Below are 24,147 nucleotides of genomic sequence, written 5' to 3'. Positions count from 1 at the left end.
TTCAGCCCGGCCACTGCCACTCCACGATCTCGGGCAGGTCCGTGCCGTGCTCGCGGATCCAGCGGTGGTGCCTGGTGCGGGCGTCCGCCATCCGCTGCCGGGTCGCGGCCGCCCGGACCGCGAGCCCGGGCACCCGGTCGATGACATCCATGACCAGACGGAACCGGTCGAGGTCGTTGCGGACGACCATGTCGAACGGCGTCGTCGTGGTGCCGGACTCCTTGTAGCCGCGGACGTGGAGGTTGTCGTGGCCGGTCCGCTTGTAGGTGAGGCGGTGGATGAGCCACGGATAGCCGTGGTAGCCGAAGATGACCGGCTTGTCGGAGGTGAACAGTCCCTCGTACTCGGCGTCGCGCATGCCGTTGGGGTGCTCCGTGGACGGCAGCAGCGTGGTCATGTCGACGACGTTCACGACCCGCACGGCGAGCTCCGGCAGGTACCGGCGCAGCAGCCCGGCCGCGGCCAGGACCTCCTGCGTGGGGACGTCGCCGGCGCAGGCGAGGACCACGTCGGGCCCCTCCCCGCTCTCCGTGCCCGCCCAGTCCCACACGCCGGCGCCGCGCGCGCAGTGGGCGCGTGCCTGGTCGAGGGAGAGCCAGTCGGGGCCCGGGTTCTTGCCGGCGACGATGACATTGACGTGGTCGCGGCTGCGCAGCGCGTCGTCGGCCACGGTCAGCAGCGTGTTGGCGTCCGGCGGCAGGAACACCCGGACGACGTGCGGACTCTTGTTGAGGACATGGTCGATGAAGCCGGGGTCCTGGTGCGAGAAGCCGTTGTGGTCCTGGCGCCACACATGTGAGCTGAGCAGGTAGTTGAGCGACGCCACGGGGGCGCGCCAGGGCAGCTCACCGGAGGTCTTGAGCCACTTGATGTGCTGGTTGACCATCGAGTCGACGATGTGGACGAAGGCCTCGTAGCACGAGAAGAGGCCGTGCCGGCCGGTGAGGAGATACCCCTCGAGCCAGCCCTGGCACATGTGCTCGGAGAGCACCTCCATGACCCGGCCGTGCCGGTCGAGGTCCTGGTCGACGGCCAGGAGTTGCTCCTGCCAGGCCTTGCCGCTCGCCCCGTAGACGGCCTGCAACCGGTTGGAGGCCGTCTCGTCCGGCCCGACCAGCCGGAAGTTGCGTTCGCGTGCCGTGTCGGCCATGAGGCGTTCGAGGTACTCGCCGAGGAGTCCGGTGGGGGAGTGGGCCGTGGCACCGGCCTTCTCGACCGGCACGGCGAACTCCTCCAACGGTGGCAGCGGCAGGGCGCGCAGGCGAAGCCCGCCGTTCGCGTACGTCGTCGATCCCAGCCGACGCTTTCCCTCCGGCACGCAGGCCAGCACCGGCTCGCTGGGGGCGCCGTCCTCGCCGAAGAGTTCCTCGGGCCGGTACGAGCGCAGCCAGCTCTCCAGCTGGGCGAGGTGCTCGGGGTTCTCACGGACCTCGGGGAGGGGGACCTGATGGGCGCGCCAGGTGTTCTCGACCGGGAGGCCGTCGACCTGGCCGGGCCCGGTCCAGCCCTTCGGGGTACGCAGCACGATCATGGGCCAGCGCACAGGGGTGGCCGCCTCACCGGTCCTGGCCGCCCGCTGGTGGTCGGTGATGAGGTCCAGCGCCTGGTCCAGGGCGCGCGCCAGGTCCTGGTGGACCTGGGCGGGATCGTCGCCCTCCACATAGAGCGGGAGGTGACCGTAGCCGCGCAGCAGCGCGTCGAGTTCGTCGCGGGGCATCCGGGCCAGCACGGTCGGATTGGCGATCTTGTAGCCGTTGAGGTGCAGGATCGGCAGTACGGCGCCGTCGTGCACCGGGTCGAGGAACCTGCCCGAGTGCCAGGACGCGGCGAGCGGACCCGTCTCCGCCTCGCCGTCGCCGACCACGCAGGCGACGAGCAGGTTCGGGTGGTCGAAGGCCGCGCCGTAGGCGTGCGCGAGGGAGTAGCCGAGCTCGCCGCCCTCGTGGATGGAGCCCGGAACCTCCGGCGCCACGTGACTGGGTACGCCGCCCGGGAAGGAGAACTGCTTGAACAGCCGGGTCATGCCCGCCTCGTCGCGCGCCACATCCGGGTAGATCTCGCTGTAGCTGCCCTCCAGCCAGGCGTTGGCGAGGACGGCCGGACCACCGTGCCCGGGGCCCCAGACACACAGGGCGTCGAGCTCGCGCCGCTTGATCACCCGGTTCAGGTGTGTGTAGACGAGATTCAGCCCGGGTGAGGTGCCCCAGTGCCCCAGCAGGCGCGGCTTCACGTGCTCGGGGCGGAGCGGTTCGCGCAGCAGGGGGTTGGACATCAGGTAGATCTGGCCGACGGCCAGGAAGTTCGCGGCGCGCCAGTGGGCGTCGACCTCGCGCAGTTCGTCGGCGTTGAGTACCGGGGCGTCTCGGTCGGCCGTAGTCATCGAATGCTCCAGAACCGTCTCGGCGGGCGTCATCGGGCGGATGCTGCTGCGGGCGGGGCCTGTACGGGGGGTGCGGCTGCTCGTTCCGCTCTGTCTGTCTCCTCTGTTTTCTCTGCTTCGTCTTTCTCTGCTTCGTCCGCAGGAGCCCGCTCCTCCACGCGTTCCCGCACAAGTCGACGGCACTCACCTGATTTTCCCGTCTTCTCCCATCGTGACCTGCGCGGATTGCCTGCGCATGTGCTGCGCGTCCGCGTGCATCGCCCGTGCGGCCCCGGGTACCCGGGGTGATCGTCGGCGCAGGCGGTCATGTGGCGGAACGGCGCCAAGTGTGACCAGCCTGGTAAGGGTCCGTGCGCAAGGAAGGCTCTCATCACCATGGAACAGCAACCGTGTGCCCTGATCGTCATAGACATGATCAACACGTACGACCATCCGGACGCGGATCAGCTCCTGCCCTCGGCCCGGAAGATCGTGCCGGTCGTGGCCGACCTGATCCGGGAGGCGCGCGCTCACGACGTGCCGGTGATCTACGTGAACGACAACTTCGGGCAGTGGCGGTCCCACCAGGGCGCGCTCGTCGACGCGGCGCTGTCGGGGCCGCACGCGGAGCTGGTGGAACCGATCCAGCCGGACGACGAGGCCCTGTTCGTCGTGAAGGCCCGGCACTCGATCTTCTACGAGACGCCGCTGACGTATCTGCTGTGGGAACTGGGCGTCGGCCAGGTGGTCCTGTGCGGCCAGGTCACCGAGCAGTGCGTGCTGTACTCGGCCCTGGACGCCCACATCCGGCACCTGGACGTGACGGTGGTCCGCGACGCCGTCGCGCACATCCACCCCGAACTGGCCGACGCCGCCCTGGAGATGATGCGCAGGAACATGGGCGCGCAGATCGTCGCGGGCCAGGACGTGACCTTCGAGAAGGACGGCCGGACCGCCCCGGACCTCCAGGAGTGAGGCGGGCGTCGGCGCACGGGCACGCCAGGTAGCGCCGTACCGGCGGCCCGGCCCAAGAAGGTTCCGCATCAGGCCGGTTGCCGTCCCGGTGCTGTGGGTACCCGCGCTGCTTCCGAGACAAGAGAGGGAGAAGAACAATGGAGTGGCTCGACGGAGCGGCGTGCGTGGGGGAGGACCCCGAACTGTTCTTCCCGGTGGGGCACAGCGGACCCGCCCTCCAGGACGTCCATGACGCGATAGAGATCTGTGATCGGTGCCCGGTCAGGTCGGCGTGTCTGGAATGGGCCCTGCGGACAGGGCAGGCGACCGGCGTGTGGGGCGGCACATCGGAGCACGAACGCGCCCCGATGCTCCGGGCCTGGCGCCGCAGGGCCCGCCAGCAGGCACACGTCGGATGACCGGCGCGGCGAGGCGGCCCGCGCGGCGCCCCGTCCGGCCGGGAAACCCGGCACGAAGACCGACACGAGGGCCCTCGCCCGGCCGCCCGGTGCCTCGTCCGGAGATGATGGACCCATGGACGAAGCCCACAACACCGATCCCGCCGCACCCCGCGCCCGTGCCGAAGGCGCGCTGAACAGTCTGCTGGCGCGCTACGAAGCCCTGATCCAGCAGCAGGGACACGCCGCCGCCACCGACATGGAGCACCTCGGCCGGATGGCCGCGGAGCGGCAGGAGCTGCTCACCGACAAGGACCTCCTCCCGGGGCTCAGCGAGGAACAACTGCTCCAGGTGACCGCCATCTACGAGACACGGAGCGAGGCCCTGAACTCCTCGCAACCGGACGCGCAGTAGGGCGCCGTACCGGGCTCCGGTCCCGCGATCTACGCTCCTCGCATGCTGAGACTCGGATTCCCCGTCATCGGTGTCACGGACATGTCCCGCGCGGTGGCCTTCTGGACGCAGGCCCTGCACCTGGTCGCCACCAAGGAGTGGGAGAGCGCGACGTGGCGGACGCTCGATCACGCCGACGGCTCCGGGCGGGCCCTCGCCCTCTTGTACAGCGAGTCGCCGGCCGAGCCGCGCCCCCGTCTCCACCTCGACCTCTTCGTGGAAACGGCGGAGGAACAGCAGGAAGAGGTGCGGCGGCTGATCGGCCTGGGCGCGCGGGCCGTCCCCTGGGACAGTTATCCGCCCGACCCGGATTTCGTCGTCCTCGCCGACCCGGACGACAACATCTTCTGCGTCGTCGACCTGAGCAGCGCCCCGAGCGGCAGCGGCGGCCCGGCGGCCTGACGGAGCCCGCGCCCCCCGGCCGCTCAGCCGGTGGCGATCCGGCGCAGGGCCAGCAACGTGGCGTCGTCCGTGCGGTGCGGGCCGTCCAGCCGCGCGACGAGCCGTTCGGCGTAGTCCTGGAGCGCCTCGTGACCGGTGGCGGGCGGCGCTTCGGCCTGGCATCGCTCCGCGGCGGCGAGGAAGCGCCGGGTGTCCTGGTCGGGGTCGGAGTCACGGCGCTCGGTCAGGCCGTCGGAGTACAGGAGCACCACGTCACCGACGCACAGGGGGGCGGTGGCGGCGGTGTACGTGGTGCCCGGCAGGACGCCGAGCGTCAGCCCCGGGCCGTCGACCGGGTCCGGCAGTTGCGTGGCGACGCCGTCGCGCAGGAGGACGGGGCGCGGATGACCGGCGCACGTCCATCGCAGCAAGGCGTCTTCGGGGTGGTAGTGCGCGATGATCGCCGTCGCCGTCGATTCGGTGCCGTCGGCGCAGGCCACCTCGTTGAGCCACTGCGTCAGCCGCTCCACGGGCTGCCCGGTGTAGGCGAGTCCGGCCAGCGCGTAGCGGAGTTTGGCCATCAGCGTGGCCGCCTCCAGGCCGTGCCCGCGCGCGTCCCCCAGCGCGATGAGCGGATGCCCGTCGGGCAGCCGGCGGGCCTTGTACCAGTCGCCGCCGACCCGGGCCTCCCGCGCGTCGGGCCGATAGACGGCGGCCGCGTCCAGTCCGTACGAGGCGAGTTCGCCCTGGAAGTGCGGGAGGACCGCCTCGCGCAGCACATCGGCGACCTCCGTGACGGCTTCGACGCGTTCCAGCTGCCGGTGCGCCTCCCGTGCGGCGGACTCGGCGCTCTCCCGCCGCCGACGCTCGGCGGTGACGTCGATGAGCACCGCCCGCAGCGCCCAGACCAGGCTCCCGGGGGCGATCCGCACCGGTTCGGCGACCATGCGGAAGACCCGCTCGCCGCGCCCGGCGAGGCGCAGTTGGCATTCGGCCCGGCGTTTGCGCAGGATGACGTCGTACAGGGTCTGGTACAGGGCGGGCAGGCTGTCGCCGGTGACGACGGCGGCCAGTTCGAAGAGGGTCGGCACCGGCGTGTTCTCCGGGAGGCCGAGCACATCGCGGAATCCGCGCGAGGGCTCGACATGGAGATCACCGAGGTTCCACTCGGCCCAGCAGGTACGCACCAGGTGCTGGGCGGCGCCCGCCATACGGGTCCGATGACCGCTCTGCCAGGTGATGAGCAGGTGGTCGCCGCACGGGGCGACCCGCACCTCGTCGTGCAGCCGCACCGGACCGGCCGGGGCGCTCACGAGCCACTCCACCGTCTCGGGGCCCTGGTGCGCGCGGTCGCGGAAGGCGCGGGCCAGCATCGTGGGCAGAGCCGTACTCGCGAGGGCCGGGAACTGTTCGAACAGGGACAACGGGCCGGACCATCGCTGCAGAGCGGTCTCGGGGAGGCGGTCGGCTCCGTAGGCCCGCGCCGCGTCGTTCTCGCAGGCGTAGACGACGCCCTGGACCGTGCCGTCCTCGCCGAGGAGCGGGGCGACCAGCAAGGCCGGCATGGGGAGGGCGTCGAGCACCTCCTGCCCCGCCGGCGGTGACGCGGCCGGTGCGGGGGCGGCGGTGTCGCGCGGCAGCGCGGAGTTCGACCGGAGTTCGACGTACGTCCGGATGCGCCGCCGTTGGGCCTCCAGCAGCGCGCGGATCGCCTGCAGTTCCAGGCGTGCGCGTACGTCGCGTCTGGAAGGGGCGTCGGCCATGGGAACACGATCGACGCGGGGGAGCCGGACGGCCAGTCGGCGTCCGCCATGTGGCGGTGTCCGGGGACGCGGCCGACGTCGACTGCTGAGTCCGTGCCGGAACCGCACTGCGGGGCGGTGGTCTCAGGGCCGCCGCCCCGCAGTGCCGGTGGTTCCGTGGTGGTTCAGCCGCGCACGATGTTCTCGGCCTGCGGGCCTTTCTGGCCCTGGGTGATGTCGAAGGTGACCGTCTCGCCCTCGACCAGTTCACGGTAGCCGTTGCCGGCGATGTTGCTGTAATGGGCGAACACGTCGGGTCCGCCGCCGCTCTGCTCGATGAAGCCGAAGCCCTTTTCGGAGTTGAACCACTTCACGGTGCCGCTGGCCATACTGCTGTCCTTCGTCTTCTTTCGCCCGGCTCGGAGACGGGCGGACTGAGTGAGCGCGGTCCCATGATCGGACCGGCCCTGCACCGTCCTACCCCTGTTCGAACGCCGTCACACCAGCCTTCTGGGAAGTCCCTGCGCGGGGCTGGTCCGTTGCCCGCGCGCAGGGGTCGGCCGTCCGGCGGCCCGCGCCGGCTCGCGGCAGCGGCCGCTCAAAGACAGCTCAGACCGCCGCCACCTCGTCGGCGATCGTGCGGTCCTCGCCCGCCGGGTGCGTCACCCGGTGTGCGAGCGCGGCGAGCACACCGCCGACCAGGGGCGCCACGATGAACAGCCACAGCTGCGACAGAGCGGAGCTTCCCGCGAACAGGGCCGGCCCGAGGCTGCGCGCCGGGTTGACCGACGTGCCGGTCAGCGGGATGCCGACCAGGTGGATGACGGCGAGGGCGATACCGATCGGCAGGCCGTCGAAGCCGGTGACGGCGACGCGGTGCGTCACGGCGAGCACCACGAACACCAGCAGGAAGGTGAGCACGACCTCGGCGAGGAACGCGCCGCCGGTGTTGATGTGCACCGCCGACCGCGCTCCGTACCCGTTGCTGCCGAAGGCTCCGGTGGCGTGGAAGCCCGGAACCTGCTTGGCGAGCAGGAAGAGGAGGGCCGCTCCGGCGATGCCGCCGACGAACTGGGCGATCCAGAAGCCCACCGCGGTCCGCACGTCGATGCGGCGGGCGCACAGCATGCCCAGGGTCACCGCGGGGTTGACGTGGCACCCGGAGATCGGTCCGAGCGCGTAGGCCAGCGCCAGCAGCGTGAAGCCGAAGGCCAGCGCGATACCGAGGGTGCCGATGAACTCGACCCCCAGGACAGCGGAGCCCACGGCGAAGAAGACCAGAAGCAGAGTCCCGATGAACTCGGACGCCAACGCTCTCGTGCGCATCGCCACCACCCTCACCACGTAGAGATCAGTCGTAAGGAGAGCGTTGGCCCGGCGCGGTCCGGGCGCCCGCCGGGAGCATCGATGCGGGGCCGGACGGGTGAATTCGGAGGCTGTCGGGGCCGATGGGGTTTCAGCTGTCGCGGGCGGGGAGCGCGTGCAGCTTCGGCAGGTTCACCACGATCGCCTCCTGGGTGCTGCGCGCGATGACGACCACGGCCTCGTCGGCCGGGTCCGGATTCTCCTCGCGGTGCGGCACGTACGGCGGGACGAAGATGTAGTCGCCGGGGGAGGTGCGCAGGCGGACCTCCTCCTCGCCGGTGCCGGTGTCCTCCAGGAAGACGAACTCCGGGTGTCCGCTGACCACGTATATGGCGGTCTCGGACGCGCCGTGGTGGTGGTCGGAGGAGGAGGTGGCCGGGGCGACATGGGTCTGGCCCATCCAGAGCTTCTCCGAGCCCACGGCCCGTCCGCTGACCGCGGCGAATCGGCGCATGCCGCCCGTCTGCGCGGTGTCGCCGTCCAGGAAGCCGGCGCGGATGTGGTGCAGACGGGAGCGCAGCGAGGCCGCCGGCCGGTCCGGGGACTCGTGGAGATGCGGGTGGAAACCTTCGCCGGCGGTGGTCAGCGGATCGCTCATGGCCCGGACGCTAGAGCCCGCCGGAAAAGGATGTCAAGAGGTGTCCATTGCCTCCCACCTGCGGCAATGTTTCCGCAACAAAGGGAGGGCCGGTCACGAAGGGCCTTGTCGGGGCCGGGTGTTCAGGCATGATGTGCGCATGCATATCTCCGCGAAGGCGGACTACGCCGCGCGGGCGCTCCTGGAGCTCGCCCGTACCCCCGATCGTCCGTTGACCTGTGAGTCCATCGCCTCCTCCCAGGGGATTCCGTTCCGCTTCCTGAAGTCCGTCGTGGGCGAGTTGCGCAAGGCCGGCCTGGTGCGCAGCCAGCGCGGCTGCGAAGGGGGCTACTGGCTCGGCGGCCGCGCCGAGGAGATCTCCCTCCTCGATGTCGCGCGCGCCGTCGACGGCGAGCTGATCACCCTGCGCGGCGAGCCGCTGGACGGCCTGGACTACCCGGGCGCCGCCACGGACCTGCCCGACGTGTACCGACGGATCGAGGCCGACGCGTCGGCGCTCCTGGACGGGGTCACCCTCGCCTCGCTGCTGACGGCCGACGCCCCTGGTGCACGGGCGGGCAGGAGCGCCGCGTGACGGCCCCGCCCGGCCCGGACGTGCACGGCGGGGAGCGGGATCCCGGCCTCGAAGTCGTCGAGTACACCGACCCGTTGTGCCCCTGGGCCTGGGGTTCGGAGCCCACCTTCCGCCGTCTGCGGGCGGCGCTCGACGGGCGGGCCCGCTGGCGCCGGGCGTACTGCGTCCTGTTCGACGACGACGACGACCCGCCGCCCGACCCGGTGGCGGAGGCCGCCTGGTACGCCCGCTACGTCGAGCGGATCTGCGGCCACACGAAAGCGCCCCGCGCCGCCCGCCTGTTCCGGGTCGCCGCGAGTTCCTGGCCCGCGTCCCTCGTCGCCAAGGCGGCGGAGGCGCAGGGGAGCCGCGTCGCCGACCAGGTGCTGCGGCGGCTGCGCGAGAGCATGTTCGTGACGGGCCGTCCCGCCGACACGCTCGACTCGGCGCTGTTCGCCGTGGCGTCGGTGCCGGGTCTCGAGCCGGAGCGGCTACGGGCCGACGCGGCCTCCGACGCCGTACGTGAGCGGGTACGGGCCGACCGTGCGGAGGCGCGCAGGCCGGTCCCGGAGGCGCTTCGCGTCGACTCCGACTCGCCGCACCCCGGCGCGGCCAAGGAGGCGTCGGACGGGCAACTCCGGTACGCGCTGCCGACGTTGCTGTTCCGTACCCCGGGCGGCCGGCGCCTCGTACCCGGCTGGCGCCCCTACGGGGAGTACGCCGCGGCGGTCGAGGAGCTGAGCCCCGGCCTGCTGGCGGAGCCCACGCCGAAGCTGCCCGCGGCACGGGCGCTGCGGCATTACCGCAGCCTCACCGGGCCCGAGAGCCAGGCGCTGACGACCGGCCCCTGGCCGCCGCCCGACGCGGTGCGCGTCGACACCGCCGGCGGCCCGCTGTGGCTGCTGACGGAGGAGGCCCGGGCCCGCCCCGCCCACCCGCTCGACGCATCCGGCGCCCCCTGACACGCCGTTGACCAGCGGCGAAAGTCCGTCCGCCGAATGAGACACCAATTGGTGTCCATTGACAGGGCGGACGACCGGCCCCAGGATGTGGGCATGCTCACGACGCACCCCGGTGTGGTGTGCCGCTACGTGGATCTGCGGCGCACCTGTAGCGCCCTCTGTCGCTGACCGACCGAGTCCACCGCCCTGCGCGCTGCCCGCGCACTCTCCGGCCGAGCGCGTTCTTCCCCGCGCCGCCGCCTCTTCCGCTCCGCATCCCGGTCCTCCCGTGACCCGCTGACGCCCCTGCCTCGGCCCGCCGTGCCCACCTGCCCGTGCGCGACGGCCGGCCGAGGCGTGCGCCGGTGCCGGTCCCGGGTGCGCCACCCCTCGCTCCGCTCTCCGCCGCCCCGGGCGGCAGCGGGCCATCGACGAAAGAGACCCATGTCCGGACGCCGCACGCCCCGACGCCCCGCAGGCCACCCCCGTCCCGCCGCCCGGCTGCGCGCCGCAGGTCTGGTGACCGGCCTGGCCGCACTCCTCGTACCGGCTCTCAGCGCCTGCGGTGGCGAGGCCGCCTCCGCGGACGGAAGCTCCGCCCTGAAGTGGACGTCCTCGTACTTCCCCGCCCACTGGGACCCGGTGGTCGGCGGAAGCGGCGCCCAGTTCCGCGAACTCTCCCTGGTGTACGCCTCGTTGACGCGCACGAACGAGAAGGGCGACGCGGTCCCCGACCTCGCCAGGAGCTGGGAGTACAACGACAAGGGCGACCGGATCACCTTCCATCTGCGGCCCGGCCTGAAGTTCAGCGACGGTGCGCCGGTGAACGGCGCCGCGGTGAAGGCCGCGGTCGAGCGGGCCAAGAAGCAGAAGAACTCCGCCCTCTTCGGCGACCTCACCTCGATCGAGTCCGTGACCGCCAAGGGACTCGACGCCGTCGTCCAGCTCAACCAAGTCGACTACCAGATACCGCAGTTGTTCGGACAGCGGGTCCTGCAGATCGCCAGCCCCAAGGCGGCGAAGTCCCCGGCGAAGCTGGACCAGAACCCCGTCGGCGCCGGCCCCTTCACCGTCACCCAGATCGTCCCGGGCACCAAGGCCGTACTGAAGAAGAACCCGGACTACTGGGACGCCGGCAACATCCACATCGACAACGTCGAGCTGACCTCGGCCCCCGACGCCTCCACCGTCATCTCCGGCCTCCAGACCGGCGTCTACAACTTCGCCGACATCGAACCCAGCCAGGCCGCCGCCGCCAAGAAGGCCGGCCTCGACGTCTTCGTGCAGCCCGGCTTCAACGCCTCCAACCTCAGCCTGAACATCAACAAGAAGCCGTTCGACAACGACAAGGTCGTCGACGCCGTCCGCTACGCGGTCGACCGGCAGGAGTTTGTCGACAAGCTGACGTTCGGCTACGGCGAGACCACCGACCAGCCCTTCCCCAAGGGGTACGTCGCCTACGACCCGAAGTCCGAGAACGCCTACCCGCACGACGTGGCGAAGGCGAAGAAGCTGCTCGCCGAAGCGGGCTACAAGGCGGGTGACCTCAAGCTGAAGCTCGTCATCCCCGCCGAGGACCCGCAGGCCGAGATCGTCCAGTCACAACTGGCCAAGGCCGGCATCACCGTCGACATCAGGATCGACAAGAACTGGGCCACGCCGTTCTTCGCCAAGGACCTGACGTTCTCGCTGTACTCCACCACCGGACGCGACTCCGCCGCACAGACGCTCACCGCCCACTTCGGCCCGAACGGCCCGCTCAACCTCAGCTCGCCCTACGAGCCCGACGGGTTCGAGGCCGCCATCGCCAAGGTCCGCAGGACCCCGCTCGACGCGCCCGGCTACGCCAGGACGCTGCAAGCGGCGACCCGGGCCGGCCTGGAGAGCAAGGCCCTCGTCTTCACGTACTCCCAGCCCAACCTCATCGCGAAGAGCACGTCCATCTCCGGCCTGCCCGCGAACCCGGCCCACATCGACTGGACCGGCGTGACCATCGGCGGCGCCAAGTGACGGCCCCACGCTCCCGGACACGGCACGCGCCGGGGCGGATCCTGGCCGCCCTCGGCCGGTCGGTCGCTCTCTTCGTCCCCGTCTTCCTGGTCGCGACCTTCGTGACGTTCGCGCTGCGCTCGCTGAGCGGGCTCAGCCCGGCGCGCATCCAGCTGGGCGAGGAGGCGACCCCCGCGGCCGTCGCCCGCGTCGAGGCCGAGTGGGGGCTCGACCGGCCCTTCCTCGTCCAGTACGGGGACTGGTTCGACGGCATCCTCCACGGCGACCTCGGCACCAGCTGGACCAACGGCGCCGACATCTCCACCCTTATCGGCGTCGGTCTCGGCGTCAGCCTCTCCGTCGCGACGTTCGCCCTGCTGATCGGCGTGGTCGTCGGCTTCGCCCTCGGCACGCTCGCCGCACTGCGCCGCACCACCTGGATCGACCGGGCCGTCACCGGCTTCGTCACCGTGATCTCGGTGATGCCCGCATTCGTCGTCGGCATCGTCCTGGTCACCGTCTTCGCCGTCGGACTCCACCTCTTCCCCTCGGCCGGCTACGTCCCCGCCGCGGAGGGCGTCGGGCCGTGGCTGGCCCACATCACCCTGCCGGCCCTCGCCCTGAGCTTCGACGTCATCGCCGACGTCGCCCGGCAACTGCGCACCAGCCTCATCGCGGCCTACAGCGAGAACTACGTGACCGGCGCCGTCGTCCGCGGCCTGAGCCCCCGGCGGATCTTCTTCGGCCACGTCCTGCGCAACGGCCTCGGCCCGACCCTGGCCACGCTCGGGCTGAAGTTCCCCGCGCTGGTCGGCGCCTCCGTGATCACCGAGTGGATCTTCGGCCTCCAGGGCTTCGGCCGGTTCGCCAACGACGCCGCCCAGGCCGGTGACGTGCCCGCCGTCCAAGGCGTCCTCGTCGTGTCGATCCTCCTGGTCGTCACCTTCAACCTGCTCGTCAACCTGGTCCTGGCCCGCGTGACGCCCGCCTCGCAGAGGGGAGTGTGACCCATGGTGCGCCGCCTCCTCACCCTGACATCCGGACGGATCGCCCTCGGCATCCTCACCCTGATTGCCCTGCTCGCTCTCCTCGGCCCCCTGCTCGCCCCGCAGGATCCCCTCGCCACGAGCGCCCACACCCTCGCGGACGTCTCCCCCGCCCACTGGCTCGGCACCGACTACCTCGGTCGCGACACGTTCAGCCGCCTCCTCGACGGCTCCCGCGTCAGCGTCCTCGGCTCCCTCGAAGTCGCCCTGACCGCACTGGTCGTGGGGGCTGTCCCCGGCATCCTGTCGGTCTACCTCGGCCGCGCCTTCGAATGGCTCACGCTGCGGCTGACCGACACCCTCGTGGCGCTCCCGTTCCTCCTGTTCGCCGTCGCCGTGATCGCCCTCCTCGGCAACGGCATCACGCAGGCCATGCTCGTCACCGGCGTCCTGGTCTCCCCGCTGTTCTACCGCGTGGCCCGCGCCGCGACCCTCACCGTGGCCCGCTCCCAGTACGTCGAGGCCGCGCTCGTCTCCGGCGCCTCCCTCGGCCGGATCGTCCGCCGCCACGTCGGTACGAAAGTGCTGCCGCCCATCGCGGTCGCCTTCGCGCAGACCATCGGCGTCGGCTTCGTCATCGTCTCCAGCCTCACCTTCCTCGGCATCGGCGTCCAGCCCCCCGCCCCGACCTGGGGCGGACTCCTCGCCTCCGACCTGGCCTACCTCAGCCACCAGCCGTGGGCGCCCGTCGCCCCCGCCCTGCTGATCATGGTGACGGTCTGGGCCGCCAACCTGCTCGCCGACGCCGTCCGCGACGTCTCCGGCGAGGCCGGCCGCGCCCTCGTCAACCGCCGCAAGGCACGCGCCCACCGCGTCGACGCGGCCGAACCCGCCCCCGCCGGAGGAGCCCGATGACCCCGTCGCCCCAGAAGACGCTCCCGCAGCCGGTCACCGCGCCCGAAGCGCGCACGCCCCCGGCCGAGCCCGTGCTCCGCGTACGCGATCTGCGCATCAGCGACCTGGCGGGTGACCGCGAGATCGTGCACGGCGTCAGCTTCGAGCTGACCCCCGGCAGGACGGTCGGCATCGTCGGCGAGTCAGGCAGCGGCAAGACCCTCACCTGCCGCGCCGCGCTGGGCATCCTGCCCCCGCACTTCGAGATCACCGGCGGCTCGGTCGAGATCGACGGCGCCGACATCACCACCCTGACACCCGCCCGCTGGACCGCACTGCGCGCCACCACGATCAGCGCCGTCTTCCAGGACCCGGCCTCCTACCTCAACCCCTCGATCCGCGTGGGCGCCCAGGTGGCCGAGGTCCTGCGCGTGAAGAAGGGCCTGAAGCGCCGGGAGGCACGCGCACGCTCCGTCGAACTGCTGCGCGCCGTCCACCTCCGCGACCCCGAACTCGTGCACGGCCAGTACCCGTACGAACTCTCCGGCGGCATGCTGCAACGCGTCCTGATCGCCGCCGCCATCGCCGCGGGGCCGCGCATCCTGATCGCCGACGAGGCCACCACCGCGCTCGACGTCACCGTGCAGGCGGAGATCCTCGACCTCCTCGCCGACCTGCGCGAACAGAGCGGCCTCGCGCTCGTGGTCGTCTCCCACGACCTCGCCGTCGTCGCCCAGCTCTGCGACGAGGTCCTGGTCATGCGCCAGGGCGAAGTGGTCGAACAGGGACCCACCCGCTCGGTCCTGCACGCCCCGCGGCACGACTACACCCGGCTGCTCATCGACGAGCACGAGAGCTACGGCCTGGACACGTTCCGCACGGCGAAGGAGGACGCATGAGCACCGACCGCCCGGCCGTGTCCCACGATCCGATCCTGGAGATCACCGGTCTCGACGTGCACTACGGACCGCGCCGCCGACGCCGCCGGGCCCTGCACGGCGTCTCGCTGAGCGTCGCGCCCGGCGAGACCGTCGGTCTCATCGGCGAGACCGGCTCCGGCAAGTCCACCCTCGCCCGCACCGTCCTCGGCCTGGTACCGGCCACCAGCGGCTCCATCGTCGTCGGGGGAGCCGACATCAGCTCCTACAGCCGCCGCCAATGGCGCGACCTGCGCCGCAGCGGGATCATCCAGTACGTCTTCCAGGACCCGCTGCGCAGCCTCGACCCGGACCTCACCATCGAGGAGTCGCTGAGCGAGCCCCTGCTCGTGCACGGTGTGCCGCGCGGAGAGGCGGCCGCCCGCGTCAGCAGCTTCCTCGGCCGGGTCCGGCTCACCGAGGACCTGCTCCAACGGCTGCCGGGAGAGCTCTCCGGCGGGCAGCGCCAACGCGTCGCCGTGGCACGGGCGCTGGTCACCGAACCGCGCGTCGTCATCCTCGACGAACCGGTCAGCGCCCTCGACTCCGCCAACCGCGTCCTGGTCCTGGAGATCCTCAAGGAGCTGCGCGCCGAAGGCACGGCGCTCGTCCTCATCTCCCACGACCTCGGCTCCGTCGCCGGCGTCGCCGACCGCATCGCCGTCCTCTACCAGGGGGAACTCGTCGAGACCGGCGCGGCCCGCCGCATCGTCGACGCCCCGCGGCACGCGTACACGCGCCTCCTGCTCGGCTCCGCGCCGACCCTGCACGGCGCCCCGATCGACCGCGCCGAACGGGACGCGCTCCGCGCCCTGTTGCACTCCTAGCCCCCCTCTCGCACGCGCTCACAGACAGGAACAGCCATGTCCCGCAAGAAGATCCACCTCGCGCTGCACCCGTACGGCGTCGGCGGCCCCGGCCAGCACGGCCTGTGGAAGGACCCGCGCGTCGCCAAGAACGCCAGCATCGACATCAACTACTACATACGGCTGGCCCAGGCTGCCGAACACGCCCTGTTCGACGCCTTGTTCATCGTCGACAGCCAATTCATCAACGCCACCTACCCCGCGCACTACCTCAACCGGCTCGAACCCCTCACCCTCCTGTCGGCCGTCGCCACCCACACCCGCCGCCTCGGCCTCGTCGGCACGGCCAGCTCCACCTACAACTCGCCGTTCAACCTCGCCCGCCGGTTCGCCTCCCTCGACCACATCAGCGGCGGCCGCGCCGGCTGGAACGTCGTCACCAGCTTCGACACCGGCACCTCGAAGAACTACGGCCTCGACGAACACCTCGACTACGCCACCCGCTACGGGCGCGCCCTGGAGTTCGTCCAGGTCGCGGAGGGCCTGTGGGACTCCTACGAGGACGACGCGTTCCCCGCCGACGTCGAGCGGGGCGTCTTCCTGGACCCGGAAAAGCTCCACGCGCTCGACCACGAGGGGGAGCACTTCAAGGTCGCGGGCCCGCTGAACCTCTCGCGCTCGCCGCAGGGCCGGCCGGTCATCTTCCAGGCCGGGGTCTCCGAGGAGGGCCGCGACCTCGCCGCCCGGGTCGCCGAGGGCATCTACGCGCCCGGCGGACCGCTCCAGCAGGCCCAGGAGTACTACGCCGACATCAAGCGCCGCACCGCCGCGCACGGCCGCGACCCGGAGCACATCAAGATCTTCATCCACGGCGGACCGGTCGTGGCCGCGACCGACGAGGCCGCCCGCCGTCGCGAACGGGAGATCTTCGAGGAGGACAACGACTTCGACCGCCACCTCGCCCTCCTCGGCCGGTCCTTCGGCGCCTACGACTTCAGCGTGCACGACCTGGACGCGCCCTTCCCGGACGTCGCCCACCTCGCCGAGAAGGGGGGCAGGACCGGCGCCGCGAAAATCATCGAGCGGGCGACGGCCGAGAAGTTGACGCTACGTCAAGTCGCCCAGTCGCTGGCCGAGTTCCGGCGCTCACCGTTCGTCGGTGCGCCGGAGACCGTCGCCGACCGTATCGAGGAGTGGTTCGACGCCGGCACCTTCGACGGCATCAACCTGGCCTTCCGCACCGAGGAGGAACTGGAGCTCTTCGTCGACGGCGTCGTACCGATCCTGCAGAAGCGCGACCTGTTCCGCACCGAGTACGAGGCCGACACCCTGCGCGGCAACCTCGGCCTGCCGGTCCCGGCCAACCGGCACGCCGCCGAGAAGGCGGGCGTCGCATGAGCGGGCAGTACACCGACCACCACGCGCCCGAGGGCCTGCGCACCCGCGGCACCGTCGTCGTGGTGCCCGGACGGGGCGAGACCCGCGCGACCTACGACCGGCTCGGCAAGCGCCTCGCCGCCGACGCCTACCGGGTCCGCGTCATCGACGCGGCGGATGTGTCGGACGTGACGGAGGACCGACTCGCCGCGCACTCCGCCGAGTTCGGCGCACGCCTCACCGCGGCGATCGACGGCACAGCCTCCGAGGACGGCACGGTACGGCCGCTCGTCCTGATCGGCTCCGACACGGGCGCCGCCGCGCTCGCCGCGCTGTTCGGCCCGCCCACCGGCCCCGACGCGCCCCGGCCGGACGCCCTCGTCCTCGCCGCCCTCCCCGGGACCGGCGCCGCCGGGGCCACCACCTGGGACGAGGAACTGGACGTACGGACGACGTGCCCCGCCCACCGGGCCGCTCTCACCGACGACCCACAGGTGCGGCGCGGCGCCCTCGGCACCCCCGTGCCGGAGGCTCTCCTGGAGGCGGCCCGCGCCACCGACTCGGGCCTGCCGCGCCTGCTGCTCGCCGGTGACCGCGACCCGCTCGCCGACCACGACGCCCTCGACCGGCTGGCCGGGACGCTGCCCCGCGCCCGCCTCACCGTCGTGCACGGAGCCCGCCACGACGTCCTCAACGACCAGCAGCACCGCTCGGTGGCCGCCGAGATCGTCACGTTCCTCGAAACCCTGCGAGCCGACCTGACACCCCTGGTCACCGTACGGACCAGCTCGTGGTGACCGGACGCCCCGGCACCGCACACACCACCGGCCGCACGGCCGCACACCCCGCCCCGCTCACCCCACCGCAACCGGAAGGTCCCCATGGCCGCCGTCCTCTCCGTCTCCGGAAGCCCTTCAGCCACCTCGCGCACCGGCCGGCTCCTGCGCCACATCGACGCCCGGCTCACCGAACGCGGCCACGACGTGAGCGCCCTCGACGTCCGTGACCTGCCCGCCGAAGCGCTGCTGCGCGCGGACTTCGGCCACCCCGCGATCATCGACGCCGCGGCGCGCTTCGCCCGGGCCGACGGCATCGTGATCGGTACCCCCGTCTACAAAGCGGCGTACAGCGGTCTGCTGAAGGCGCTGCTCGACCTGCTCCCGCAGTACGCACTGGCCGGCAAGACCGTGCTCCCGCTCGCCACCGGCGGCAGCACCGCGCACGTCCTGGCCATCGACTACGCGCTGCGTCCCGTGCTGACCTCCATGGGGGCGGCCCACATCGTCCCCGGCTGGTTCACCCTCGACAAGGACATCACCGTCGACGGCGGCCGCACGGTCATCGCGCCGGGGTCCGCCGAGGCCCTGGGGCAGGCCGCCGACGTCTTCTCGGCGGAACTGACCGGGCGGGTGAGCGTCCTGGCCTCGTAGAGACGGCCCGCCAAGAGCTGTTTTGGACACATCCGGGGTGTGTCTGGCAAGGTCGCCCGTCCGTTCCCCTATAGAGACGGAAGGACGTGGCGCGGTGACCGAGGTGAGCACTCGCAGTGTCCAGGAAGCCGCTGCGATGGAGCAGCTGCGTGCGAGCACCACGACGATCGACATCCCCCGGGGCTTCGACCTGTGGCAGCCCGAGGAGATGGAGGACTGGCTGAGCGAGGTGGAGGACGATCCGGCCGTCTCGGACGCCGACTTCTACGAGGCCCGCCAGGCGGTCCTGGGCGCGATGGGCAAGGACGCCGACTGAGAGCCTGTCCGACGCCGTACGGGCCGGACGCCGTCAGGGCGTCCGGCCGGGGACCCGCGGTGCCGGGGCGCGAGCCCGTCAGCTCTTGGGCATGAGCACGGAATCGATGAGGTAGACGTTGGCGTTGGCGGTCTTCACATTGCCGCAGACCACGCCGGCCGTGTCATTGACCTTGTAGGACTCGCCGGAGCCCGCCGTGGTCAGCTTGGACTTCTCCAGCGTCGCGAAGGAGCCGTTCTCCATGTCCTTCGGCGTCAGCTTCCGGCCGACCACGTGGTAGGTCAGGACTTTGGTGAGCGTGGCCTTGTCGTTGAGCACCTTGTCCAGGTCCGCCTTGGGAATCTTGTCGAAGGCGTCGTTGGTGGGCGCGAACACCGTGATGTTCTCGGCGTTGTTGAGGGTGTCGACGAGACCGGCCTTCTTCACGGCCGACACGAGCGTGGACAGCGCGGGGTTGTGGGACGCGGCCGTGGCGACGGGGTCCTTGGCCATGCCGTCGAAGGAGCCCGCACCGTCCTCGGGGACCGACGAACACGCCGGGCCGAACGGCTCGTTCATGGCCCCCGCGGAGTCGTCCGGGCTCGACATGCCCGAGCCCTTGGTGGCGCCGGCCGAGGCGCTGTCGGACGCGCTGTCCTTGGAATCACTGTCGGAACAGGCGGTCAGGGCCAGCGGCAGGACGGCACTGACCGTGACGGCGACGGCGATACGACGGATTCGAGTGCGCATGGTGACTCCCTGGCGAAATGGTGCACGAAGGCGATCTGCCTCCGTCGCGGGGAATCCGGAACGGCTCACCGCGCGGATTGGTCGGTCGCCCGGAAGAGTGAAAGCGGTGCGTCGCGCACGGCTCGGTCAGCCGACGGTGACGACGACGGAATGCCATCCCGAGGCTCCGTCGGGGATGGTGGGAGTCCGCTTCTTTGGCTGGGTTCCGCCCGTGCGGTCGGTGGCCCGGACCGTCAGGGTGTGGCTGCCCTTGGTGGCCTGCCAGGGGATCGACCACTGGCGCCAGGTGTCGCGGGTGTCCTCGGCGGCGAGGCGGGCCTCTTCCCAGGGGCCGTCGTCGACCCGCAGCTCGACCTTGTCGATGCCGCGATGCTGGGCCCAGGCGACCCCGGCGACCATGACGGTGCCGCTGCCCGGACGTGCGAACGGCTTCGGCGTGTCGATCCGTGACTGTGTCTTGACGGGGGCGCGCGGGGCCCAGTCCCGCTCGACCCAGTACGAGTCGTAGGAGTCGAACGTGGTCAGCTCGATCTCCCGGATCCACTTGCAGGCGGAGACGTAACCGTAGAGGCCGGGCACCACCATGCGGACGGGAAAGCCGTGCGCGAACGGCAGCGGCTCGCCGTTCATGCCGACGGCGAGCAGGGCGTCGCGGCCGTCCAGCACGTCCTCGACGGGGCTGCCGATGGTCATGCCGTCGACGGAGCGGGCCACGAGCTGGTCGGCGGGGCCGCCCTCGGACGGCGGCCGTACCCCGCAGCGCCTGAGCAGGTCGGCCAGGCGGACCCCGATCCAGCGGGCATTGCCCGCGTACGGCCCGCCCACCTCGTTGGAGACACAGGTCAACGTGATGTCGCGTTCGACGAGCGGCATCCGCAACAGCTCGTCGAAGGAGACGGTCAGCTCCCGCGCGACCCCCTTGCCGTGGATGCGCAGCCGCCAGCTCGTGGCGTCCACCCTCGGCACGGTCAGAGCGGTGTCGACGCGGTAGAAGGCGTCGTTCGGGGTCATGAACGGGCTGACGCCGCCGATCCGCAGCGCGGCGCCGCGCGGCACGGGCGCGGCCTCCGACACCGGAGCGGGCAGGACGACGCGTTCGCGTGCGGCCACCGCGTCCTGCCCCCGGGAGCCGCCGAGCGCCCGGCCCGCGAGGCCCGCGCCGGTCGACGCGGCGGCCGCCGCGGTGGCGGCGACGAGGAAGCCGCGCCGGTCCCAGCCCGGCTCCCCGGCGGCGACGGTCCTCCCGCGAGCCCCGTCGGCCGGGCCCAGACGACCGGCCAGCCAGTACAGCAGGACGGCCCCGGCCGCCGCCCCGACGACGGACGGCAGAGCATCGGTGAGACTCGTCGAGTCGGGCCGGCCCACCGCGGCCGACCCGCCGACGGCACCGAACGCCAGGACCCCGAGGGATCCGGCCCGCCGCCACCGGGTGGCCAGCGCCCCCAGAGCGAGGGCCAGTACGGTCAGCACGGCGAGAATGCCGAGCCGCAGCACGAGTTTGTCGTCGGTGCCGAACTGGCGGATCGCCCAGTCCTTCACCCCGGGCGGAGTGCGGTCGATCGCCGCCCCGCCCACCGCGACGACCGGCCCCGACTCGGGGCGTACGGCGGCGGAGAGCAGTTCGGCGACGGCGATCGCCGCGTACCCGGCGAGCAAGCCGCTCAGGGCACCCAGTGACAGACGTGTGACGCCGCGCGGCGGCTGGTGAGCAGTGTCTTCCATGTACGGGAATCCGTCCCTGCGTCCTGCCCGGATTGGTCGTTCACCCCGATGCCTCGTACGGCCTTCCGCGTCAGGCGGGCAGCCGCATCAGCGCCATCGGTTTCGACGTCGGATGCCGTGAGCCGCCCGCCGGCTCGACCGTGATGCCCATGCCGGAGGCGTCGCCCACCGCACCGTCCATGAGCACCGTCTGCGCCGTCCGCCCGGGGTCCATCAGCCCGGCGGGCCGCATCGTGCCGCCGTCGTCGAACCACAACTGGTAGATCCTGCCGCGCGGCGGCTGCGCCATGGAGGCGGCGACGAACACGGCCTTGTCGCGCGCCCTGGAGACGACGACCGTGCCGCTCGCGCCGCCCGCCAGCCGCGCGCTGCTGGTCGTGGCGTCGGGCGCCCCGAGGACGTCGGCCACCCGGTCCGTGGCCCGCTGGGCCTGGCGCGCCTCCTGCCGCGCGTCCCGGGCCTCCAGGTGCTGCCACACCGTGGTCCCGCCGAGCGCGGCCACCGCGGCGAGACAGGCGGCCAGCGCCCAGGCCGACACGGCGCGACGGCGAAGGACCGCCCCGGCCGGCGCGTTCGCGGAGGTCCGCGGCGGCTCCTGGCGCACGGTGTCGATCCGGCGCAGCACCGACTCCTTGAGCGCCTCGGGCGGTACGAGCGTCAGGGCGCTCCCGAGCCGGGCCGCCGTGGCGGACAGCTCCCGCACCTCCTGGGCGCAGGCGGGGCACGCGTCGAGATGCCGCTCGAACTCGGCCCGTTCGGCGGGGTCGAGAGCGTGCAGGGCGTAGGCCCCGGTCAGCGTGTGCAGATCGGCGGTCACGCGCTCACCCCCAGGCAGTCGCGCAGCCGGATCAGCCCGTCGCGCAGCCGCGTCTTGACCGTGCCGAGCGGCACCGCCAGCAGTTCGGCGACCTGACTGTAGGTGAGACCGCGGTAGTAGGCCAAGGAGACGGACTGCCGCTGGAGTTCGGTCAGCGTCCGCAGACAGCGCCGCAGCTGTTCGTGCTCCAGGCGCCTCTCCACCGCCTCGGTCACCTCGTCGAACTCCGGTGTCCGGTCCAGGAGCGCCGCCTGATGGTCCCGTGCGGCGGCGGACTCCACCGAGCGGACCCGGTCGATGGCGCGGCGGTGCGCCAGGGTCAGCACCCAGTTGATCGCCGTTCCGCGGTCGGTGCGGTAGCGGGCCGCTTTGCCCCACACTTCGACGAGTACTTCCTGCGCCACCTCCTCGGACTGCGCGCGGTCCCGCAGGACGCCGCGCACCACGCCGAGGACCGAGCCCGCCACGGCGTCGTACACCGCGGAGAAGGCGTCCTTGTCCCCTCTGGCCACCTCGGCCATGAGCTCCTCCAGGCCGGGCCCGGCCTCCGGTGCGGGGCCGATGTGCACGGCTTCCTTCACGTTCGCGACCTCCGAGCTCTCGCGTGCGCACACATGCGATCACGTCTGCGGTGGTAATACGGAGCCGCGGAGCGGGCGGATGGGTCCGGAGGCGAAGATTTTCCGCGGGCGCGAGGGGGCCGTGGTCCGGCGCGACGTCAGGAGCGCGCGGGATCGTGCTCCGCGGCGGCGGCGATGTTGCGGGCCATGCCGCCGAAGACCACGGAGTGGAACGGTGCCACGCTCCACCAGTACGCCTGGCCCACCAGGCCCCGCGGGTGGAACAGTGCCCGCTGACGGTAGCGGGACCGGCCGCCTTCCACGGGCTCCACGGACAGCTCGAGCCAGGCGAGTCCCGGCAGCCGCATCTCGGCCCGCAGCCGCAGCAGTCGGCCCGGTTCGATCTCCTCGACGCGCCAGAAGTCCAGCGAGTCGCCGGCCCGGAGCCGGGCCGCGTCGCGCCGCCCCCGGCGCAGGCCGACGCCGCCCACCAGCCGGTCGAGCCAGCCGCGCACCGCCCAGGCCAGCGGGAAGGAGTACCAGCCGTGCTCGCCGCCGATGCCCTCCACGACGTCCCACAGCCGCTGCGGGGCGGCGTCGACCACGCGCTCCCGTTCATCGGTGTAGAGGCTGCCGCCCGCCCAGTCGGGGTCCGTCGGCAGCGGGTCGCTCGGCGCGCCCGCGAGCGAGGCCGATGACCAGCGGGTGGCGACCTGCGCCTGCTGGATCCGGCGCAGGGCGAGCGCCACGGCCTCGTCGAAGCCGATCGGCGTGCCCGGCGGGTCGGGCACCCACTCGGCGATGTCGTGCTCGTGGCAGATGACCTCGTGGCGCAGCGACTCGCACAGCGGCCGGGCGATGGAGGCCGGTACGGGCGTCACCAGGCCGACCCACCGGCTGGACAGCCCGGGGCTGAGCATCGGCACCGGGAGCAGGAGGCGCCGGGGCAGCTGCGCCGCCGCCGCGTACCGGACCATCATGTCCCGGTAGGTCAGCACGTCGGGGCCGCCGATGTCGAAGGCGCGGTTGACCCGGGCCGGCATGGTCGCGCTGCCGACGAGCACGCGCAGTACGTCACGTACCGCGACCGGCTGGATCCGGGTGCTCACCCAGCTCGGCGTCACCATCACCGGCAGCCGCTCGGTCAGGTAGCGCAGCATCTCGAACGACGCCGATCCCGAGCCGATGATGACGGCGGCCCGCAGAACGGTGGTCGGCACTCCCGAGGCGAGCAGGATGTGGCCGACCTCGGCACGCGAGCGCAGATGGGGGGAGAGCGCGCGGGTCGGCACCCCCGCCGGGGTGAGGCCGCCGAGGTAGACGATGCGGCGCACACCGGCCCGGCGGGCCTCCTCGGCGAAGATCCGCGCGGCCTCGCGGTCGGTCCGCTCGAAGCCGTCACCGGCGCCGAGCGAGTGCACGAGGTAGTAGGCGACGTCCACGTCGGCCAGCGCGGCGGCGACCGAGGCGGCGTCCGTGACATCGCCCCGGACGATCTCGGTGTCCTTCGCCCAGGGGTGGTCGCGCAGCTTCCCGGGGGAGCGCGCGAGGCAGCGCACGCGGTGTCCGGCGGCGAGGAGTTCGGGCACCAGCCGACCGCCGATGTAACCGCTCGCGCCGGTCACCAGTGTGCGCGTCGCGCCGTCGGCCGCGTCCAAGACCACTCCTTCGTCCGGTGCTGCCTCCACCCTGGGTGATCACGGTCGGCTCCGCCAGTCCGGCGGCGTGTCCGGCCGGGGGCCGGCGGGGGGGGGGGGGGGGGGGGGGGGGGTAGGGGGGGGGGGGGGGGGAGGGGGGGGGGGGGTGGGGGGGGGGAGGGGGGGGGGGGTAGGAGGTGGTAGGCGGCGTCGACGCGGGGC

The 24,147-nt window shown here is 72.2% G+C and carries 25 protein-coding genes; 15 read left to right on the top strand and 10 right to left on the bottom strand.

Annotated elements, in window-relative coordinates:
* Position 1: 1 nt before the first annotated feature.
* Positions 2–2,380, bottom strand: a complete 2,379-nt coding sequence (locus ACZ45E_RS00665) for a phosphoketolase family protein (protein ID WP_468214789.1) — start codon at positions 2,378–2,380, stop codon at positions 2–4.
* A 375-nt stretch (positions 2,381–2,755) separates the two neighbouring features.
* Between ACZ45E_RS00665 and ACZ45E_RS00660 the strand changes: the two genes are divergently transcribed.
* From ACZ45E_RS00660 to ACZ45E_RS00645, 4 genes are all read left to right on the top strand, one after another.
* The gene (locus ACZ45E_RS00660; RefSeq protein WP_468214786.1) at positions 2,756–3,334 is read left to right on the top strand and encodes a cysteine hydrolase family protein; all 579 of its coding nucleotides are present in this window, start codon (positions 2,756–2,758) and stop codon (positions 3,332–3,334) included.
* A gap of 137 nt (positions 3,335–3,471) precedes the next feature.
* Positions 3,472–3,732 carry a WhiB family transcriptional regulator gene (locus ACZ45E_RS00655; RefSeq protein ID WP_468214785.1) on the top strand — a complete coding sequence of 87 codons (261 nt, stop codon included), beginning with the start codon at positions 3,472–3,474 and terminating at the stop codon, positions 3,730–3,732.
* 115 nt (positions 3,733–3,847) lie between these two features.
* Positions 3,848–4,126, top strand: a complete 279-nt coding sequence (locus ACZ45E_RS00650) for a hypothetical protein (protein WP_468214783.1) — start codon at positions 3,848–3,850, stop codon at positions 4,124–4,126.
* A 42-nt stretch (positions 4,127–4,168) separates the two neighbouring features.
* Complete coding sequence (locus ACZ45E_RS00645; protein WP_468214781.1) at positions 4,169–4,567, top strand: VOC family protein; 399 nt, start codon at positions 4,169–4,171, stop codon at positions 4,565–4,567.
* Positions 4,568–4,590: 23 nt separating this feature from the next.
* Here the strand turns inward: ACZ45E_RS00645 and ACZ45E_RS00640 are convergent, their stop codons facing one another.
* From ACZ45E_RS00640 to ACZ45E_RS00625, 4 genes are all read right to left on the bottom strand, one after another.
* Positions 4,591–6,309 carry a PP2C family protein-serine/threonine phosphatase gene (locus ACZ45E_RS00640; protein ID WP_468214779.1) on the bottom strand — a complete coding sequence of 573 codons (1,719 nt, stop codon included), beginning with the start codon at positions 6,307–6,309 and terminating at the stop codon, positions 4,591–4,593.
* 164 nt (positions 6,310–6,473) lie between these two features.
* A complete protein-coding gene (locus ACZ45E_RS00635) occupies positions 6,474–6,677 on the bottom strand; it encodes a cold-shock protein (RefSeq protein WP_324768226.1) in 204 nt (67 codons plus the stop codon).
* Between the two features lie 220 nt (positions 6,678–6,897).
* Entirely contained in the window at positions 6,898–7,614 is a 717-nt protein-coding gene (locus ACZ45E_RS00630) for an MIP family channel protein (RefSeq protein ID WP_468214775.1), read from the bottom strand.
* Positions 7,615–7,744: 130 nt separating this feature from the next.
* A complete protein-coding gene (locus ACZ45E_RS00625) occupies positions 7,745–8,251 on the bottom strand; it encodes a cupin domain-containing protein (protein WP_468214773.1) in 507 nt (168 codons plus the stop codon).
* Between the two features lie 139 nt (positions 8,252–8,390).
* Here ACZ45E_RS00625 and ACZ45E_RS00620 point away from each other — a divergent pair, with 139 nt between their 5' ends.
* From ACZ45E_RS00620 to ACZ45E_RS00570, 11 genes are all read left to right on the top strand, one after another.
* Positions 8,391–8,825 carry an RrF2 family transcriptional regulator gene (locus ACZ45E_RS00620; RefSeq protein ID WP_468214771.1) on the top strand — a complete coding sequence of 145 codons (435 nt, stop codon included), beginning with the start codon at positions 8,391–8,393 and terminating at the stop codon, positions 8,823–8,825.
* On the top strand, positions 8,822–9,766 hold the full coding sequence (locus ACZ45E_RS00615) for a DsbA family oxidoreductase (RefSeq protein ID WP_468214768.1): 945 nt from the start codon (positions 8,822–8,824) through the stop codon (positions 9,764–9,766). The genes ACZ45E_RS00620 and ACZ45E_RS00615 overlap by 4 nt, the downstream gene beginning before the upstream one ends.
* Positions 9,767–10,189: 423 nt before the next feature.
* Positions 10,190–11,755 carry an ABC transporter substrate-binding protein gene (locus ACZ45E_RS00610; RefSeq protein WP_468214766.1) on the top strand — a complete coding sequence of 522 codons (1,566 nt, stop codon included), beginning with the start codon at positions 10,190–10,192 and terminating at the stop codon, positions 11,753–11,755.
* Entirely contained in the window at positions 11,752–12,741 is a 990-nt protein-coding gene (locus ACZ45E_RS00605) for an ABC transporter permease (RefSeq protein WP_468214764.1), read from the top strand. Before ACZ45E_RS00610 ends, ACZ45E_RS00605 begins: the two co-directional genes overlap by 4 nt.
* Before the next feature lie 3 nt (positions 12,742–12,744).
* Positions 12,745–13,635, top strand: a complete 891-nt coding sequence (locus ACZ45E_RS00600; RefSeq protein ID WP_468214762.1) for an ABC transporter permease — start codon at positions 12,745–12,747, stop codon at positions 13,633–13,635.
* Positions 13,632–14,513: an ABC transporter ATP-binding protein gene (locus tag ACZ45E_RS00595; RefSeq protein WP_468214760.1), complete on the top strand. Its 882-nt coding sequence runs from the start codon at positions 13,632–13,634 to the stop codon at positions 14,511–14,513. The genes ACZ45E_RS00600 and ACZ45E_RS00595 overlap by 4 nt, the downstream gene beginning before the upstream one ends.
* Positions 14,510–15,358 (top strand): ABC transporter ATP-binding protein, encoded by an 849-nt coding sequence (locus ACZ45E_RS00590; protein WP_468214757.1) that lies wholly within the window; start codon positions 14,510–14,512, stop codon positions 15,356–15,358. Before ACZ45E_RS00595 ends, ACZ45E_RS00590 begins: the two co-directional genes overlap by 4 nt.
* Before the next feature lie 36 nt (positions 15,359–15,394).
* A complete protein-coding gene (locus tag ACZ45E_RS00585) occupies positions 15,395–16,735 on the top strand; it encodes an LLM class flavin-dependent oxidoreductase (protein WP_468214755.1) in 1,341 nt (446 codons plus the stop codon).
* Positions 16,732–17,511 carry an alpha/beta hydrolase gene (locus ACZ45E_RS00580; RefSeq protein WP_468214753.1) on the top strand — a complete coding sequence of 260 codons (780 nt, stop codon included), beginning with the start codon at positions 16,732–16,734 and terminating at the stop codon, positions 17,509–17,511. Before ACZ45E_RS00585 ends, ACZ45E_RS00580 begins: the two co-directional genes overlap by 4 nt.
* 84 nt (positions 17,512–17,595) lie before the next feature.
* Entirely contained in the window at positions 17,596–18,144 is a 549-nt protein-coding gene (ssuE, locus tag ACZ45E_RS00575) for an NADPH-dependent FMN reductase (RefSeq protein WP_468214750.1), read from the top strand.
* A gap of 103 nt (positions 18,145–18,247) precedes the next feature.
* Complete coding sequence (locus tag ACZ45E_RS00570) at positions 18,248–18,460, top strand: hypothetical protein (protein WP_468214748.1); 213 nt, start codon at positions 18,248–18,250, stop codon at positions 18,458–18,460.
* 78 nt (positions 18,461–18,538) lie between these two features.
* Here ACZ45E_RS00570 and ACZ45E_RS00565 read toward each other — a convergent pair whose 3' ends face one another.
* The 5 genes from ACZ45E_RS00565 to ACZ45E_RS00545 all read right to left on the bottom strand — a co-directional run bounded on the left by ACZ45E_RS00565 (position 18,539) and on the right by ACZ45E_RS00545 (position 23,952).
* Complete coding sequence (locus ACZ45E_RS00565) at positions 18,539–19,189, bottom strand: fasciclin domain-containing protein (protein ID WP_468214746.1); 651 nt, start codon at positions 19,187–19,189, stop codon at positions 18,539–18,541.
* Positions 19,190–19,315: 126 nt separating this feature from the next.
* Positions 19,316–20,911, bottom strand: coding sequence for a molybdopterin-dependent oxidoreductase (locus ACZ45E_RS00560; RefSeq protein WP_468214745.1), 1,596 nt, complete (start codon positions 20,909–20,911; stop codon positions 19,316–19,318).
* 70 nt (positions 20,912–20,981) lie between these two features.
* The gene (locus ACZ45E_RS00555; RefSeq protein ID WP_468214743.1) at positions 20,982–21,728 is read right to left on the bottom strand and encodes an anti-sigma factor; all 747 of its coding nucleotides are present in this window, start codon (positions 21,726–21,728) and stop codon (positions 20,982–20,984) included.
* Positions 21,725–22,309 (bottom strand): sigma-70 family RNA polymerase sigma factor, encoded by a 585-nt coding sequence (locus ACZ45E_RS00550; RefSeq protein WP_468214740.1) that lies wholly within the window; start codon positions 22,307–22,309, stop codon positions 21,725–21,727. Before ACZ45E_RS00550 ends, ACZ45E_RS00555 begins: the two co-directional genes overlap by 4 nt.
* Positions 22,310–22,446: 137 nt before the next feature.
* The gene (locus tag ACZ45E_RS00545; RefSeq protein WP_468215954.1) at positions 22,447–23,952 is read right to left on the bottom strand and encodes an SDR family oxidoreductase; all 1,506 of its coding nucleotides are present in this window, start codon (positions 23,950–23,952) and stop codon (positions 22,447–22,449) included.
* Positions 23,953–24,147: the final 195 nt, after the last annotated feature.

It is taken from the genome of Streptomyces sp. NPDC030991, assembly GCF_055571235.1.
The sequence above is the reverse complement of the archived record's forward strand: the minus strand, read 5'-3'. Positions and strand labels throughout refer to the sequence as shown.